Source organism: Streptomyces sp. NPDC005496 (assembly GCF_042872045.1).
Lineage (GTDB): Bacteria > Actinomycetota > Actinomycetes > Streptomycetales > Streptomycetaceae > Streptomyces.
The window spans coordinates 91,816-107,803 of sequence record NZ_JBIAJQ010000016.1 but is presented as its reverse complement, the minus strand read 5'-3'; the positions used below and the strand labels follow the sequence as shown (position 1 = coordinate 107,803).

At 73.9% G+C, this 15,988-nt stretch carries 12 protein-coding genes; 10 read left to right on the top strand and 2 right to left on the bottom strand.

Features of this window, described 5'->3' with window-relative positions; genetic code table 11:
* Positions 1-10: 10 nt before the first annotated feature.
* The 3 genes from coaBC to ACFYQQ_RS36820 all read left to right on the top strand — a co-directional run bounded on the left by coaBC (position 11) and on the right by ACFYQQ_RS36820 (position 4,959).
* Positions 11-1,225, top strand: coding sequence for a bifunctional phosphopantothenoylcysteine decarboxylase/phosphopantothenate--cysteine ligase CoaBC (coaBC, locus tag ACFYQQ_RS36830; RefSeq protein ID WP_356166513.1), 1,215 nt, complete (start codon positions 11-13; stop codon positions 1,223-1,225).
* A gap of 228 nt (positions 1,226-1,453) precedes the next feature.
* Positions 1,454-2,662 (top strand): methionine adenosyltransferase, encoded by a 1,209-nt coding sequence (gene metK, locus ACFYQQ_RS36825; RefSeq protein WP_355793032.1) that lies wholly within the window; start codon positions 1,454-1,456, stop codon positions 2,660-2,662.
* A 149-nt stretch (positions 2,663-2,811) separates the two neighbouring features.
* Positions 2,812-4,959: a primosomal protein N' gene (locus ACFYQQ_RS36820; protein ID WP_356166510.1), complete on the top strand. Its 2,148-nt coding sequence runs from the start codon at positions 2,812-2,814 to the stop codon at positions 4,957-4,959.
* Positions 4,960-5,365: 406 nt separating this feature from the next.
* Here the strand turns inward: ACFYQQ_RS36820 and ACFYQQ_RS36815 are convergent, their stop codons facing one another.
* The gene (locus tag ACFYQQ_RS36815; RefSeq protein ID WP_356166507.1) at positions 5,366-5,908 is read right to left on the bottom strand and encodes a hypothetical protein; all 543 of its coding nucleotides are present in this window, start codon (positions 5,906-5,908) and stop codon (positions 5,366-5,368) included.
* Between the two features lie 362 nt (positions 5,909-6,270).
* Between ACFYQQ_RS36815 and fmt the strand changes: the two genes are divergently transcribed.
* Positions 6,271-7,203 (top strand): methionyl-tRNA formyltransferase, encoded by a 933-nt coding sequence (gene fmt / locus ACFYQQ_RS36810; protein ID WP_388906889.1) that lies wholly within the window; start codon positions 6,271-6,273, stop codon positions 7,201-7,203.
* Positions 7,204-7,293: 90 nt separating this feature from the next.
* On the top strand, positions 7,294-8,724 hold the full coding sequence (locus ACFYQQ_RS36805; RefSeq protein ID WP_356166501.1) for a transcription antitermination factor NusB: 1,431 nt from the start codon (positions 7,294-7,296) through the stop codon (positions 8,722-8,724).
* A 262-nt stretch (positions 8,725-8,986) separates the two neighbouring features.
* Here ACFYQQ_RS36805 and ACFYQQ_RS36800 read toward each other — a convergent pair whose 3' ends face one another.
* Positions 8,987-11,152 carry an MMPL family transporter gene (locus ACFYQQ_RS36800; RefSeq protein WP_355790157.1) on the bottom strand — a complete coding sequence of 722 codons (2,166 nt, stop codon included), beginning with the start codon at positions 11,150-11,152 and terminating at the stop codon, positions 8,987-8,989.
* Between the two features lie 155 nt (positions 11,153-11,307).
* Here ACFYQQ_RS36800 and rpe point away from each other — a divergent pair, with 155 nt between their 5' ends.
* From rpe to ACFYQQ_RS36775, 5 genes are all read left to right on the top strand, one after another.
* Positions 11,308-11,994, top strand: a complete 687-nt coding sequence (rpe, locus tag ACFYQQ_RS36795; protein ID WP_355790159.1) for a ribulose-phosphate 3-epimerase — start codon at positions 11,308-11,310, stop codon at positions 11,992-11,994.
* Between the two features lie 78 nt (positions 11,995-12,072).
* Complete coding sequence (locus ACFYQQ_RS36790; RefSeq protein ID WP_388906884.1) at positions 12,073-13,116, top strand: sugar-binding transcriptional regulator; 1,044 nt, start codon at positions 12,073-12,075, stop codon at positions 13,114-13,116.
* A 220-nt stretch (positions 13,117-13,336) separates the two neighbouring features.
* Positions 13,337-13,759: a ribonuclease domain-containing protein gene (locus tag ACFYQQ_RS36785; protein ID WP_356166492.1), complete on the top strand. Its 423-nt coding sequence runs from the start codon at positions 13,337-13,339 to the stop codon at positions 13,757-13,759.
* Complete coding sequence (locus ACFYQQ_RS36780) at positions 13,756-14,139, top strand: barstar family protein (protein ID WP_355791047.1); 384 nt, start codon at positions 13,756-13,758, stop codon at positions 14,137-14,139. Before ACFYQQ_RS36785 ends, ACFYQQ_RS36780 begins: the two co-directional genes overlap by 4 nt.
* A 107-nt stretch (positions 14,140-14,246) precedes the next feature.
* The gene (locus tag ACFYQQ_RS36775; RefSeq protein ID WP_355791053.1) at positions 14,247-15,689 is read left to right on the top strand and encodes a GuaB1 family IMP dehydrogenase-related protein; all 1,443 of its coding nucleotides are present in this window, start codon (positions 14,247-14,249) and stop codon (positions 15,687-15,689) included.
* Positions 15,690-15,988: the final 299 nt, after the last annotated feature.

Sequence of the window (15,988 nt, the reverse complement as noted above, 5' to 3'; positions counted from 1 at the left end):
GGAGACCCTGGTGGACAAGCCGAAGGTCGTTCTGGGCGTCAGCGGCGGCATCGCCGCGTACAAGGCCTGTGAGCTGCTGCGCAGGCTGACGGAGTCGGGTCACGACGTGCGCGTCGTCCCGACCGCGTCCGCACTGCACTTCGTCGGCGCCGCCACCTGGTCCGCGCTCTCCGGCCACCCCGTCTCGACCGAGGTCTGGTCCGACGTCCACGAGGTCCCGCACGTCCGCATCGGACAGCACGCCGACCTGGTGGTCGTCGCGCCCGCCACCGCCGACATGCTCGCCAAGGCCGCCCACGGCCTCGCCGACGACCTCCTCACGAACACCCTGCTCACCGCCCGCTGTCCGGTCGTCTTCGCCCCCGCCATGCACACCGAGATGTGGGAGCACCCGGCCACCCAGGAGAACGTGGCCACGCTGCGCCGCCGCGGTGCCGTCGTGATCGAGCCGGCCGTCGGCCGCCTCACCGGCGTCGACACCGGCAAGGGCCGGCTGCCCGATCCGACCGAGATCTTCGAGGTCTGCCGCCGGGTGCTCGCCCGCGGCGTGAGCGCGCCCGACCTCGCCGGCCGGCACGTCGTCGTCAGCGCGGGCGGCACGCGCGAACCGCTCGACCCCGTCCGCTTCCTCGGCAACCGCTCCTCCGGCAAGCAGGGCTACGCCCTCGCCCGCACCGCGTCGGCCCGCGGGGCCAGGGTGACACTCGTCTCCGCGAACGCCGGCCTGCCGGACCCCGCCGGCGTGGACGTGGTCCGGGTGGGTACCGCCGTGCAGCTGCGCGAGGCCGTGCTCAAGGCCGCCTCCGACGCGGACGCCGTGGTCATGGCCGCCGCCGTGGCCGACTTCCGCCCGGCGGCGTACGCGACCGGGAAGATCAAGAAGAAGGACGGCCAGGAGCCCGAGCCGATCGTCCTGGTCCGCAATCCGGACGTGCTCGCGGAGATCTCCGCCGACCGCGCCCGCCCGGACCAGGTGATCGTCGGCTTCGCCGCGGAGACGGACGACGTCCTCGCCAACGGCCGCGGCAAGCTGGAGCGCAAGGGCTGCGACCTCCTCGTCGTCAACGAGGTGGGGGAGCGCAAGACCTTCGGCTCCGAGGAGAACGAGGCCGTGGTGCTCGGCGCGGACGGCAGCGAGACCCCGGTGCCGTACGGGCCCAAGGAGGCACTGGCCGAGATCGTGTGGGACCTGGTGGCCGGACGCCTCCGCCCGCCGGCCCGTTAGCTCCGTCCGGCGGCACACACCACGCCGATTCGGGCGTGGCGACCCTGGCGGAGAGCGACACGCATTGGGCAGAATGCCCGTGCCGCAGGTCACAGCACTCCCGAGAGGCGAGACGGGTGGGCCCGCGGACGAGCGCGACCGATAAACTGTTCACGGACGACGCCGGGCGCAGCCTCCGTCCCGTCCGCCAATGATCAGCCAGCAGCCGCTGCAACCCCAGGGAGCGTTGTGTCCCGTCGCCTGTTCACCTCGGAGTCCGTGACCGAGGGTCACCCCGACAAGATCGCTGACCAGATCAGCGACACCATTCTCGACGCGCTCCTGCGCGAGGACCCGACGTCCCGGGTCGCCGTGGAGACGCTCATCACGACCGGCCTGGTGCACGTGGCCGGAGAGGTCACGACCAAGGCGTACGCGCCGATCGCCCAGCTGGTCCGCGACAAGATCCTCGAGATCGGTTACGACTCCTCGAAGAAGGGCTTCGACGGCGCGTCCTGCGGCGTCTCCGTCTCCATCGGCTCGCAGTCGCCCGACATCGCGCAGGGCGTCGACACGGCGTACGAGAACCGCGTCGAGGGCGACGACGACGAGCTGGACCGTCAGGGCGCCGGCGACCAGGGCCTGATGTTCGGTTACGCGACCGACGAGACGCCGAACCTGATGCCGCTCCCGATCCACCTCGCGCACCGCCTCTCGCGGCGCCTGTCCGAGGTGCGCAAGAACGGGACCATCCCCTACCTGCGTCCCGACGGCAAGACCCAGGTCACCATCGAGTACGACGGCGACAAGGCGGTCCGCCTGGACACCGTCGTCGTCTCCTCGCAGCACGCCTCCGACATCGACCTGGACTCGCTGCTCGCGCCCGACATCCGCGAGTTCGTCGTGGAGCCCGAGCTGAAGGCCCTCCTGGACGACGGCATCAAGCTCGACACGGAGGGCTACCGCCTCCTGGTGAACCCGACCGGCCGCTTCGAGATCGGCGGCCCGATGGGCGACGCCGGCCTCACCGGCCGCAAGATCATCATCGACACGTACGGCGGCATGGCCCGCCACGGCGGCGGCGCCTTCTCCGGCAAGGACCCGTCCAAGGTCGACCGCTCCGCCGCGTACGCGATGCGCTGGGTCGCGAAGAACGTGGTCGCCGCGGGCCTCGCCACCCGCTGCGAGGTCCAGGTCGCCTACGCGATCGGCAAGGCCGAGCCCGTCGGTCTCTTCGTCGAGACCTTCGGCACCGCCAAGGTCGACGCCGAGCGCATCGAGACCGCCATCACCGAGGTCTTCGACCTGCGCCCTGCGGCCATCATCCGCGACCTCGACCTGCTGCGCCCGATCTACTCCCAGACCGCCGCGTACGGTCACTTCGGCCGCGAGCTGCCCGACTTCACGTGGGAGCGCACGGACCGGGTGGACGCGCTGCGCAAGGCGGCGGGGCTGTAGCCCTCCCGTCCACGGTCACGAGGCCCGGCCTCCCCACGGGGACGCCGGGCCTTCCGTGCGTTCGGGGGCGTTCGGGGGCCGTTCCGGCGGCCGGGGGCGCCGGTCCGCGACGTGGGTCGCTGTCGGTGGGGTCTGGTAGGAATGCAGGCGTGAGCAGCGAGAACGGGCGGGCGGGCGGGGCGGCGGACGGGGCGCCGCCCGAGCAGCTTGCGCTGGTCCGAGAGGCGGTGCGCAAGGCCAAGGTGCCGAAGGCGAAGCCGCGGACCTGGCGGGGCGCCGCCCTGGCGAAGGAGCTCCCCGTCGCCCGGGTCGTCGTCGACAAGGGCGTGCTCCACCTCGACCGGTACTTCGACTACGCCGTCCCCGAGGAGCTGGACGAGATCGCCCGGCCCGGGGTGCGGGTTCGGGTGCGGTTCGGTGCCGGCGGGCGCAATGTGCGGGACGGGCGCCGCGAGGGCGGCAGTCTGATCGACGGCTTCATCGTCGACCGCGTCGCCGAGTCCGACTACGCGGGACCGCTCGCCGCCCTGGCCCAGGTGGTGTCGCCCGAGCCGGTGCTCGGAGCCGACCTGCTCGGACTCGCCCGCGCCGTCGCCGACCGGTACGCGGGCAGCCTCGCGGACGTGCTCCAGCTGGCGGTCCCGCCCCGGCACGCGCGCGCGGAGGCGGCCGTCATGCCCGGCCCGCCCCCGCCGCCCGCCGCCCCCGACCCGGGGACCTGGACGCGGTACGTGCGAGGCGCGGAGTTCCTCGGCGCCCTCGCCTCCGGCGGGGCGCCGCGCGCCGTGTGGACCGCCCTGCCGGGCCCGCAGTGGGCCGAGGAGATCGCCCGCGCCGTCCAGGCCACCCTGGCCTCCGGACGCGGGGCCCTGGTCGTCGTACCGGCAGGCCGGCCCGCCGCGCGCGTGGACGCGGCCCTGACGGATCTGCTGGGGGAGGGCCGGCACGCGCTGCTGACCGCGGACGCGGGCCAGGAGCGCCGTTACCGGGAGTGGCTCGCCGTCCGGCGCGGAGCCGTGCGCGCCGTGGTGGGGACCCGCGCCGCGATGTTCGCACCCGTACGGGATCTGGGACTGGTGGTCGTCTGGGACGACGGGGACGCGGCGCACAGCGACGACAACGCCCCCTTCCCGCACGTCCGCGAGGTGCTGGAGCTGCGGGCCGCCCGCGACAAGTGCGCGTTCCTGCTGGGGAGCTGGGGCTGCACCGTGGAGGCGGCCCAGCTCGTCGAGAGCGGGTGGGCCCTGCCCCTGGTCGCCGAGCGGGAGCAGGTGAGGGCCTGCGCGCCCCTGGTGCGGACCGTCGGGGACGGGGATCTCGCCCGGGACGAGGCCGCGCGCGCCGCCCGGCTGCCGACCCTCGCCTGGCAGATCGTCAGGGAGGGGCTGCGGCAGGGGCCCGTCCTCGTCCAGGTGCCGCGGCGCGGATACGTGCCCCGGATGGCCTGCGCCCAGTGCCGGGCGCCCGCGCGGTGCCGGCACTGCGCCGGGCCGCTGGAGGCCCAGGACGCCGAGGCCCTGCGCTGCGGCTGGTGCGGCCGGGACGAGACCGCCTGGCACTGCCCCGAGTGCGGGGGGTTCCGGCTGCGGGCGCAGGTCGTGGGGGCGCGGCGGACCGCCGAGGAGCTGGGGCGGGCGTTCCCGGCCGTTCCGGTGCGGACCTCCGGGCGCGAGCAGGTGCTCGACACGGTGTCCGAGGCCCCCGCGCTCGTCGTGAGCACACCGGGCGCCGAGCCCGTCGCCGAGGGCGGGTACGCGGCCGCCCTGCTGCTCGACGGCTGGGCCATGCTCGGGCGGCCCGACCTGCGGGCGGGGGAGGAGGCCCTGCGGCGCTGGCTGGGCGCCGCGGCGCTCGTCCGCGCCCAGGGAGCAGGTGGGACCGTGGTCGTCGTCGCCGAGCCGACGCTGCGGCCCGTGCAGGCGCTCGTCCGCTGGGACCCCGTGGGGCACGCGGTGCGGGAGCTCGCCGAGCGGGCCGAGCTCGGATTTCCCCCGGTGTCCCGGATGGCCGCCGTGTCCGGTACGGCCGACGGGCTCGCGGGTTTCCTCGCCGCGGCCGAGCTCCCGGGCGACGCCGAGGTGCTGGGGCCGGTGCCGGTCCCCTTCACGGAGCCGGGGCGTCCGCGGCGGGTCGGGGGTCCGCCCCCGGGTGAGCACTGGGAGCGGGTGCTGATCCGCGTACCGCCGGGCAGCGGCGCCGCGCTGGCGGCCGCGCTGAAGACCGCGCAGGCGGCGCGGATGGCCCGTGGCGGGCAGGAGCCGGTCCGCATCCGGATCGATCCGCTGGACATCGGCTGATCGCTGACCGCTGATCGCTGACCGCTGACCGCTGACCGCTGACCGCTGACCGCTGACGGCGATCGGTGGCGCCGGGTGGTCCGCCGGTACGTGTGGCCGGGGGACGCGGGTGGCGCGTGCGGGGGCCGGCGGGTCCAGCGAGGTACCGGCGCCCGAGCGGTCAGGTCGGCCCGTACGCCCGAGCGGTCAGGTCGGCCCTCACGACGAGTAGGGGCGCGCGGCGGGCCGGACGGGCGCGCGGACGGCATCGGGAGTCATCCGTCGGGGGTACGCCAGGAGTCGGCGGCCGGAGATCGGAGGCCGGCCGGTCTCGCACGCGACGCGCTGGACGGGTCCGTGGGGGCGCCCCTGGCCGGAGACGGGGACGCCTCCCGGTGGTGGGCCGGGAGGCGGTGGAGGGCGGGCGTCAGCCGTTGCGCGGGCTCGGGAAGGCCGTCGGCCTGACCTCTTCGCGGAGGGTGGGGCTTCCCGCGGTCGGCTGGGTCGGCATGGAACGGGCGGCCGGGACGGTGGGCACCGAGGGGATACCGGTGTTGACGGCGACGGTGCGGGTGCTCGACGGCTCGGTGGCGCGCTCGGCCTCGGCGGCGGCCTGGGCGGCGGCGCGGCGGGCGCCGTAACGGCGGTGCACCGCCTGCTTGGTGACGCCGAGCGCGGAGCCCACCGCGTCCCACGAGAAGCCCAGCGAGCGGTCGAAGTCCACGGCGGCCGTCACCAGGGTCTCGACGCTGTCCCGCAGCTCCTGGGCGAGGCGGACGGTCGGCGCGGGGGCACGCCCGTAGACGACGAAGCCCGTCGAGGGGCCGGAGCGGCGCGGGCGGTAGACGTTGCCCAGCTGGGCGGTGAGCGTGCGCAGCGCGTCCACCTGCCGGCGGACCCGCTCGATGTCCCGCACCAGCAAGTGCAGGCTGGCCCGAGCCTGGGCGTCGTGGGTTGCGTGGTCGGCCATGAACAAGCCTCTCGAACCGGCGTTGCGGAAAAGGACCGGGCCGCGATCGCGGCCCGTTGAGTCAACTCTCTCTTGACAACGCGTTACGGGGTCAGTGGTCACGCTGCGGGGGCGTAAGGGCATATGCACGGGGCGCGCATCTCGACGCACGCCCCCGAGGACCCCGGCGGGGCAGAGGTGCCTCCCGCGGGGTGCGTCCCCGGCGGGGCCGGCCACCCGGCCGGGCGACGCCGCCGCCTCGTGGGGCTGACCGTCCCCGGCGGGCGCGGGGCTCATAGACTGGTGCGCCGCCCCGCACGGCACCGCTCCGCCGGCCCGCGCGGGCCTGACCGCACTTCCGCCCGAGAGGCCAGCCGCCACCCATGAAGCTCGTCTTCGCAGGTACCCCCGAGGTCGCCGTTCCCGCCCTGGACGCTCTGCTCGCCTCCGGCCGGCACGAGGTCGCCGCCGTCGTGACGCGGCCCGACGCACCGGCCGGGCGGGGCCGCAGGCTCGTCGCGAGTCCCGTCGCCGAGCGCGCGGCGGAGGCCGGCATCGAGATCCTCAAGCCGGTGAAGCCGCGGGACGAGGAGTTCCTGGCGCGGCTCAGGGAGATCGCGCCGGACTGCTGCCCCGTCGTGGCGTACGGCGCGCTGCTGCCGAGGGTCGCCCTGGACATCCCGGCGCACGGCTGGGTCAACCTCCACTTCTCGCTGCTGCCGGCCTGGCGGGGCGCGGCCCCCGTGCAGCACGCGATCATGGCGGGCGACGAGATCACCGGCGCGTCCACCTTCCTGATCGAGGAGGGCCTGGACTCCGGCCCCGTCTACGGCACGGTCACCGAGGAGATCCGTCCCACCGACACCAGCGGGGACCTGCTCACGCGGCTCGCCTTCGCCGGCTCCGGACTGCTCGCCGCCACCATGGACGGGATCGAGGACGGCACCGTCAAGGCCGTTCCGCAGCCCGCCGAGGGCATCTCCCTGGCCCCGAAGATCACCGTCGAGGACGCCCACGTCGACTGGTCCGCACCGGCCCTGCGCATCGACCGCGTCGTCCGGGGCTGCACGCCGGCGCCGGGCGCGTGGACCGTCTTCCGCGGCGAGCGCTTGAAGCTGATCCACGTGGCCGCCGTGCCCGAGCGCACCGAACTCGCCCCCGGGGAGCTGGCGGTGGGCAAGAACAGCGTGCACGTCGGCACCGGCTCGTACGCCGTCGAGCTGCTGTGGGTCCAGGCGCAGGGCAAGAAGCCGATGCGCGCCGCGGACTGGGCACGCGGGGTGCGTATCCCCTCCGGGGAGCGGCTCGGCTCCTGACGAGGCGGACGGGGGTGACCGGGGTCCGGGTGTCCGGGCGCGGCGTACGCTGAGAGGCGCACCTTTTCCCGGATCCGGAGCACCTTTCCTGTGAGCGAGCAGTCCCGTCGGCCGAGCAGGCCGGGCAAGCCCTACCGTCGTCCCCAGAAGGACCCCGTCCGCATCCTCGCCTTCGAGGCGCTGCGGGCCGTGGACGAGCGGGACGCGTACGCGAACCTCGTCCTGCCGCCGCTGCTGCGCAAGGCCCGGGAGAAGGGCGGCTTCGACGGGCGGGACGCGGCGCTGGCGACCGAGCTGGTGTACGGGACGCTGCGCAGGCAGGGCACGTACGACGCGGTCATCGCGGCCTGTGTCGACCGGCCGCTGCGCGAGGTCGACCCGCCGGTCCTGGACGTGCTCAGCCTTGGCGCCCACCAGCTCCTCGGCACCCGCATCCCGACGCACGCCGCCGTCTCCGCCTCGGTGGAGCTGGCCAGGGTCGTACTCGGCGACGGGCGCGCCAAGTTCGTCAACGCCGTCCTGCGCAAGATCGCGCAGCAGGACCTCGACGCCTGGCTGGAGCAGGTCGCGCCGCCGTACGACGAGGACGCCGAGGACCATCTCGCCGTCGTGCACTCGCACCCGCGCTGGATCGTCTCCGCGCTGTGGGACTCCCTCGGGGGTGGCCGCGCCGGGATCGAGGACCTGCTGGAGGCCGACAACGAACGGCCCGAGGTGACCCTCGTCGCCCGGCCCGGACGGTCGAGCGCCGGCGAACTCCTCGACGTGCTCGGCGAGGAGAACGCGCTGCCGGGCCGCTGGTCCCCGTATGCCGTGCGGCTCACCGAGGGCGGCGAGCCGGGCGCCATCGACGCCGTGCGCGAGGGGCGCGCCGGGGTCCAGGACGAGGGCAGCCAGCTGGTGGCCCTCGCGCTGGCGAACGCGCCGCTCGACGGACCGGACGAGAAGTGGCTCGACGGCTGCGCCGGCCCCGGCGGCAAGGCGGCCATGCTCGCGGGGCTCGCGGCCGAGCGCGGGGCCGTGCTGCTCGCCGCCGAGAAGCAGCCGCACCGCGCCGGACTCGTCGCCAAGGCGCTCGCCGGGAACCCCGGCCCGTACCAGGTCGTCACCGCCGACGGCACCCGCCCGCCGTGGCGTCCCGGCACCTTCGACCGGGTCCTGATGGACGTGCCCTGCACGGGCCTCGGTGCCCTGCGCCGCCGTCCGGAGGCCCGCTGGCGGCGCCGGCCCGAGGACCTGGAGGGCTTCGCGCCGCTCCAGCGCGGGCTGCTGCGCACGGCGCTCGACTCCGTGCGGGTCGGCGGCGTCGTCGGGTACGCGACCTGCTCACCGCACCTCGCCGAGACCCGCGCGGTCGTCGACGACGTGCTCAAGCACTACGACGGTGCGGCCGAGCTGCTCGACGCCCGTCCGCTCCTGCCGGGGGTCCCGGCAGTCGGCGACGGCCCCGACGTGCAGCTGTGGCCGCATCTGCACGGCACGGACGCCATGTACCTGGCGCTCATCCGCCGGACGGCGTGAGCGGAGGGGCCCCGTGGGTGTCGTCGGGCCCCGACGACACCCCCAGGGCCTGTCCGGCGGATCAAGTCGGAGGAAATCGGCAGTGCCTTGCAGCCCAGGTGAGCGGGGTCTGGTGCGTTCGGCTGCAAGGCGGAGGAGGGCGTCGACGCGATGGGGGCCCCCGCTCGAGCGGAGCCGAGAGTGGGGGAGTCGGCAACCGACGACAACGCCGCAGACGGGCGTGCCAGACCCCGCGTCTCCGGCATGATCCGCCGGACAGGCCCTAGCCGCCCGGCCGTGAAGCCGGTTCCGTGGGGGCCGGGTTCCGGTGCTCCGCCGCGTCCTCGCGGGACAGCCGGTGCGGCCACCACACCTTCGGTCCGACGTCCAGGAACAGGGACGTCACGAGGACCGAGCGGACGATGAAGGTGTCCAGCAGGACGCCCAGCGCGACCGCGAAACCGATCTCGGCGAAGGCGACCATGGGCAGCGTGCCCAGGGCGGCGAAGGTGCCCGCGAGGACCAGGCCCGCCGAGGTGATCACCGCGCCGGTCGCGGCGAGACCGGTGAGGACGCCCGGGCGGGTGCCCTGGTGGGCCGCCTCCTCGCGGATGCGGGTGGTCAGGAAGATGTTGTAGTCGATGCCCAGAGCCACCAGGAAGACGAAGACGAAGAGCGGGAAGTCCGTCGCCTCGCCCGCGTAGTCGAAGAGGTGGCGGAAGGCGAGCGCGCTGGCGCCCAGCGCCGCCGTGAAGGACAGGACGACCGTCCCGATCAGCAGCAGGGGCGCCACCACCGCGCGCAGCAGCAGCATCAGGATCAGCAGGACGACCGCCAGGACCGCCGGGATGATCACCAGGTTGTCGTGCGTCGTCGCCGCGTCCATGTCGAGCAGGGCCGCGGTGCCGCCGCCCACCCGGGCGTCGGCGTCGGGCACGGCGTGCACGTTGTCCCGTACGCGCTCCACCGTCTGCTTGGCGGCCTCGCTGTCGGACGGCGCGGTCATCGTCGCCTCGAAGAGGACCCTGCCGTCGTGCGAGGGTCTCGTGCCCGGGGGCACGGTGATGCTGTCGGGCACCACACCCCTGGTCTGCGCGACCGCGCTGCGGACCTCGGCGTTGCTCGTCTCGTCGGCCACGATCACGAGGGGGTCGCCGCTGCCCGCCGGGAAGTACCGCGCGGACACCTCCTGCCCGGCGATCGAGTCCGGCTTGCCGGTGAACGCGTCGGCGTTGCCGATGCCCTCGGCGCGGATCTGCAGCAGGCCGAGGGAGAGCACCGCGAGGGCGAGGGCCGTGCCGATCCAGATGACGCGCGGACGGCGGGAGATGCGGCCCCCCATCCGGGCCCAGAGGCCGCGTGCGGTCGGGTCGGGCGAGCCGAGGTGGGGGACGGAGGGCCAGAAGATCCAGCGGCCGAAGACCAGCAGCAGGGCCGGGAAGAGGGTGATCATGGCGAGGAGGGCGACCGCGACGCCGATCGCGGCCACCGGGCCCAGACCGCGCGTGGAGTTCATCTCGGCGGCCAGCAGCACCAGCATGCTGAGCACGACGGTGGCACCCGAGGCGAGGACCGCCGGTCCCGCCCGGTTCAGGGCGAGGGCCATCGCCTCGTGGCGGTCCTCGTGCCGGCGCAGCTCCTCGCGGTAGCGGGCGACGAGCAGCAGCGCGTAGTCCGTGCCGGCGCCGAAGACGAGGACCGTGAGGATGCCCGCGCTCTGCCCGTTGACCGTCAGGCCCGCGTGTTCCGCCAGCAGGTAGATCAGCGCCTGGGAGGTGAACAGCGCGACGACCACCGCGATCAGCGGGACGACGATCAGCGTCAGGCTGCGGTAGGTGAGGAGCAGCATCACGATGACGACGGCCATCGCGGCGAACAGCAACGTCGAGTCGATGCCCTCGAACGCCTCGGAGAAGTCGGCGGAGGTACCGCCGGGCCCGGTGATGTGCACGGCCAGCCCGTCGCCGCCCTCGCCCACCCGGTCACGGATCGAGTCGACCGCGGGCGCGATCTCCTTCCAGCCCTTCTCGTCCATCGTGATCGGCACGAAGATCTCGGCCGCCCGGGGTGCCGTCCGGTCGTCGTAGACGGGTCCGCGCGTCTCGGGGCCGCGCACCCCGTGGGCGGTCAGCGCCTTGATCTCGCGGACGTCCTCGCTGATCTGCCGCCGGTCCTCGCCGGTCAGGCCGCTGTCGCGCGCGTAGACGACGACCGCGGGGATCTGCTCGGGCCTGAAGCCCTCCGAGAGGTGCAGGACCTGGGTGGACTCGGCGGTGCCCGGCAGCCAGGAGGCGGCGTCGTTGTCCTGGGCGTCGGTGAGCTTCGTCGCGAGCGGCGCCGCCATCACGAGCAGCACCAGCCACAGGCCGACGACGACCCACTTGCTGCGCCGCCCGCACACGAACCCGATGAGTCCCTGGCGCACCCGGCGCTCCTTCCCGTCCGTCATGGCCACCCCCGTAGCCGCTTCTGGAGCCGGTGAGCCGACCAGCATGGCATGTCCGGCCATTCCGCGACATCCGCCGAACGGCCCAGAAACTCCGCGCTGCGGCCCAGGTCCGGACCGGGGGGAGCAACCGGGGCCGGGCATGGCAGTCTTGGGTCATGGCCGTGCAGATCAACCCCAGCATCCTGTCCGCCGACTTCGCGCGCCTCGCCCAGGAGGCAAAGGCGGTGGAGGGAGCCGACTGGCTCCACGTCGACGTCATGGACAACCATTTCGTACCGAACCTCACGCTCGGGGTACCGGTCGTAGAGTCCCTGGCCCGGGCGACGGACACTCCGCTGGACTGCCATCTGATGATCGAGGACGCCGATCGGTGGGCGCCCCAGTACGTGGAAGCGGGGGCCGGTTCGGTCACCTTCCACGCCGAGGCGGCCGCCGCGCCGGTGCGGCTCGCCCGCGAGATCCGGGCCAAGGGCGCCCGGGCCTCCATGGCGCTGAAGCCCGCGACCCCGATCGAGCCGTACGAGGATCTGCTCCCCGAGCTCGACATGCTGCTGATCATGACCGTCGAACCGGGCTTCGGCGGCCAGTCGTTCCTCGACATCATGCTCCCGAAGATCCGCCGCACCCGCGAGTTGATCAGCAAGCACGGCCTCGAACTGTGGCTCCAGGTCGACGGGGGCGTCTCGGCCTCCACCATCGAGCGCTGCGCCGAGGCCGGCGCCGACGTCTTCGTCGCCGGATCGGCGGTCTACGGTGCCTCCGACCCGGCCGAGGCGGTACGTGCACTGCGCACGCAGGCGGAGGCGGTGACCGCCCATGCCTCCTGGGCGTGCGACCACTGAACCAAGGGAACGTGAACGCCGCCCATCGGGGCGGATCAAGTACGCCGGATCTGCAAGGATGAACGGCGAATCCAGAGTGTGAACAGCAGTGAGGAGATCGCCGTGTCGGGTATGTCGGCGGGCCGGTCAGCCATGCGGATGGGGCCCGCTGAGCTGGTCCAGGCGGCGGCCATGGCCCGCCGCTTCTACCTTGAGGGCAAGTCCAAGATCCAGATCGCCGAGGAGTTCGGTGTCAGCCGCTTCAAGGTGGCCCGGGTCCTGGAGACCGCTCTCGAACGGGATCTCGTGAGGATCGAGATCCGTGTACCTGCCGAGCTGGACGCGGAGCGCTCGGACGCGCTGCGCGCCCGCTACGGCCTCAGGCACGCCGTCGTGGTCGAGTCCCCGGCCGACGCCGAGGAGTCGCCCGACCCCGAGAACCTCGGGGAGGTCGCCGCGGACCTGCTCGCCGAGCTGGTCAACGAGGGGGACGTGCTCGGCCTCGCGTGGGGCCGCTCCACCATCCACATGGCCGCCGAGCTGTCCAGGCTGCCCCCGTGCACGGTGGTGCAGCTGACGGGTGTCTACGACGCCGGGACCGCCGAGCGCGGTTCGGTGGAGGCGGTACGGCGGGCCGCCCAGGTGTCGGGCGGGGACGCCCATCCCATCTACGCGCCGATGCTGCTGCCGGACGCGGCCACCGCGGCGGCGCTGCGCAACCAGACCGGGCTCGCCCGCGCCTTCGAGTACTTCGACAAAGTCACGGTCGCCTGCGTCTCCATCGGGTCCTGGGAGCCGGGCATCTCGACGGTGCACGACATGCTCAGCGACGAGGAGCGCGGGCACTACGCCTCGCTCGGGGTCGCCGCCGAGATGTCGGCGCACCTCTTCGACTCCGAGGGGCGCCGGGTCGGACGTGACCTCGGCGAGCGGTGCATCACCGTCAAGGCGGACCAGTTGCGCCGTATCCCCGAGGTCGTCGCGATCGCGGGCGGCCAGCGCAAGGCCGCCGCGATCGACGCGGTGCTGCGCTCCGGTCTCGTCACCAGCCTGGTGACGGACACGTCGGCGGCGGACTACCTGATGACGGCGGGTCCGGCTCCGCGTCCCGCTCTCAACCGGGCGGACCCGGACGGCCCCTGACCGACGCGTCGGTGAGCCGCCGGCCGTACCGGACCCGCAGACCCTCGGGGCTGCGGGTCCTTCCGCGTCCGGGGCCCTGAAGGGCCGCGAACCGGGCAGTGCCCGACCAGGGCCGTAGGGGGTCTCACGTCGGACCGGCCGGCCCTCGCGGACCGACCGCCGGTGCGACGGCGTGCGGGGCGGCGCGGCAGGCGGGGGTGGCTGTGGGAGCATCGGCGGCATGTCGCCCCGGTCCGTTCCCCGCCTCTTCGCCGGCCTCCTCGTCTGCCTGGCGGTCCTGCTGGCGGGCTGCTCCCCGGCGGACACGGGCACTCCGCCGGACGCGGCGCCCTCCCCGGCCGTCTCCACTCCCGCCTGGGCGGGGGACCTGCCCGCCGTGCCTGAGTCCCGGCTGCCCGCCGAGGCCCGCGAGACGCTCGCCCTCATCGACAGGGGCGGCCCGTTCCCGTACGCCAAGGACGGCGCCGTCTTCGGGAACTTCGAGCGCGAACTGCCGGCCCGGCCGCGGGGCTACTACCACGAGTACACCGTCCGGACGCCGGGCGAGAGCGACCGCGGAGCCCGTCGTGTTGTCACCGGGCAGAGCGCTGAGTTCTACTACACCGATGATCACTACGCGTCGTTCAGGGCGGTGCTGAGGTGACCCCCGGCCCGCTGGAGGAGGCCGCACACGCCCTGCGCGCGGCCGGCTGGCGCGTGACCCCGCTCGACCTCACCGGCGTCACCGGCCGGGACGCCTTCATGGAGCGCTGCGTGCGCGCGCTCGGCCTGCCCGACTGGTTCGGCCGCAACTGGGACGCCCTCGCGGACTGCCTCGGCGACCCCGACTGGGGGCCCGCGAGTCCGGGCCGGCTGCTCGTGGTCGGCGGCTGGCGGGAGTACGCGGGCGCACGGCCGGGGGAGTGGGCGATCGCGCAGGAGGTCCTGGCGTCCGCCGCGGGGCCGTATCCGGGGGGCGCCGCGCTCTCGGTCGTCCTGGACCTTGGAGGATCCGACCAACCACCCGCTGACCAGCCTGGATGATCTGTCCGGGCCGTGCACACGCGGTGTCATGGGACAATGAAGTACGTGCTCTTCCCCCTGGCTGACCTGTCCGGGGGCCACCTCTGATCGACTGGGATGTGCAGCACGTGCGTTTCCTCAACGACATCCAGCCCCCGTACGACCTGACGTACGACGACGTCTTCATGGTGCCGAGCCGCTCAGCGGTCGGTTCCCGCCAGGGCGTGGACCTCGCCTCGCCGGACGGCACGGGCACCACCATCCCGCTCGTCGTCGCCAACATGACCGCGATCGCCGGGCGCCGGATGGCCGAGACCGTCGCCCGTCGCGGTGGCCTCGTCGTCATTCCGCAGGACATCCCGATCGAGGTCGTCACCGAGGTCGTCTCCTGGGTCAAGGGACGCCACCTGGTGCTGGACACCCCGATCATCCTGGCCCCCCACCAGACCGTCGCCGACGCGCTGGCCCTGCTGCCGAAGCGGGCGCACAACGCGGGCGTCGTCGTGGACGGCGACGGCCGCCCGGTCGGCGTGGTCACCGACACCGACCTCTCCGGCGTCGACCGCTTCACGCAGCTCTCCGAGGTCATGTCCAGGGACCTGCTGCTGCTCGACGCGGACATCGAGCCGCGCGAGGCCTTCAACCGCCTCGACGGCGCCAACCGCCGGTACGCCCCGGCCGTCGACAAGGACGGCAGGCTCGCGGGCATCCTCACCCGCAAGGGCGCCCTGCGCGCGACGCTCTACACCCCGGCGACCGACGCGCAGGGCAGGCTCCGTATCGCCGCCGCCGTGGGCATCAACGGCGACGTGGCCGGCAAGGCGAAGCAGCTCCTCGACGCGGGCGTCGACACCCTCGTCATCGACACCGCGCACGGCCACCAGGAGTCGATGATCGCCGCCATCAGGACGGTGCGCGCCCTGGACCCGCAGGTCCCGATCGCAGCGGGCAACATCGTCGCCGCCGAGGGCGTAAGGGACCTCGTCGAGGCGGGCGCGGACATCATCAAGGTCGGTGTGGGCCCCGGCGCCATGTGCACGACCCGCATGATGACCGGCGTCGGCCGCCCGCAGTTCTCCGCGGTCATGGAGTGCGCCGCCGAGGCGAAGAAGTACGGCAAGCACGTCTGGGCCGACGGCGGTGTCCGTCACCCGCGCGACGTCGCCATGGCGCTGGCCGCCGGTGCGTCCAACGTCATGATCGGTTCCTGGTTCGCGGGCACCTACGAGTCGCCGGGCGACCTCCAGCAGGACGCCAACGGGCGCCTCTACAAGGAGTCGTTCGGCATGGCGTCGGCCCGCGCCGTCAAGAACCGGACGAGCGAGGAGTCGGCCTACGACCGCGCCCGCAAGGGGCTGTTCGAGGAGGGCATCTCCACCTCGCGCATGTTCCTCGACCCGGCCAGGCCCGGGGTCGAGGACCTGATCGACTCGATCATCGCGGGCGTCCGCTCGTCCTGCACCTACGCGGGCGCCAACTCCCTGGAGGAGTTCGCCGAGAAGGCCATCGTCGGCATCCAGAGCGCCGCCGGCTACGCCGAGGGCAAGCCGCTGCACGCCAGCTGGAACTGACACACCGTCACCCCGGACGGCCCCCGTGGAGCGACCACGGGGGCCGTCGGCGTACCCCCCGACGGGCCGGCGCGGGGGAGGGCGGCACCCCGCCCGGAGGCCTTCCGGGAACGCCGCGCAACGGTCGAAAGCCCCCGCGCAACGAACGTGCGCTGCACCGCGAGGAACGCAACGATCTTGCGGAGACGCGCAAGGTTGCTGCATTACGCCCGTGAAGCCCCGGCTCATAGGGTCGAGCGCTGTACATGGTGTGGCGGGGACCCCGCTCGGTGGGTCCCCGTCGTCCGGGGATGCCGCCG

Bases quoted from the DNA above. Each gene is read 5' to 3' on its own strand.
- ACFYQQ_RS36815 (WP_356166507.1), bottom strand. From the start codon at position 5,908: ATGGCCGACCACGCAACCCACGACGCCCAGGCTCGGGCCAGCCTGCAC.
- fmt (WP_388906889.1), top strand. From the start codon at position 6,271: ATGAAGCTCGTCTTCGCAGGTACCCCCGAGGTCGCCGTTCCCGCCCTG.
- ACFYQQ_RS36800 (WP_355790157.1), bottom strand. From the start codon at position 11,152: ATGACGGACGGGAAGGAGCGCCGGGTGCGCCAGGGACTCATCGGGTTC.
- rpe (WP_355790159.1), top strand. From the start codon at position 11,308: ATGGCCGTGCAGATCAACCCCAGCATCCTGTCCGCCGACTTCGCGCGC.
- ACFYQQ_RS36785 (WP_356166492.1), top strand. From the start codon at position 13,337: ATGTCGCCCCGGTCCGTTCCCCGCCTCTTCGCCGGCCTCCTCGTCTGC.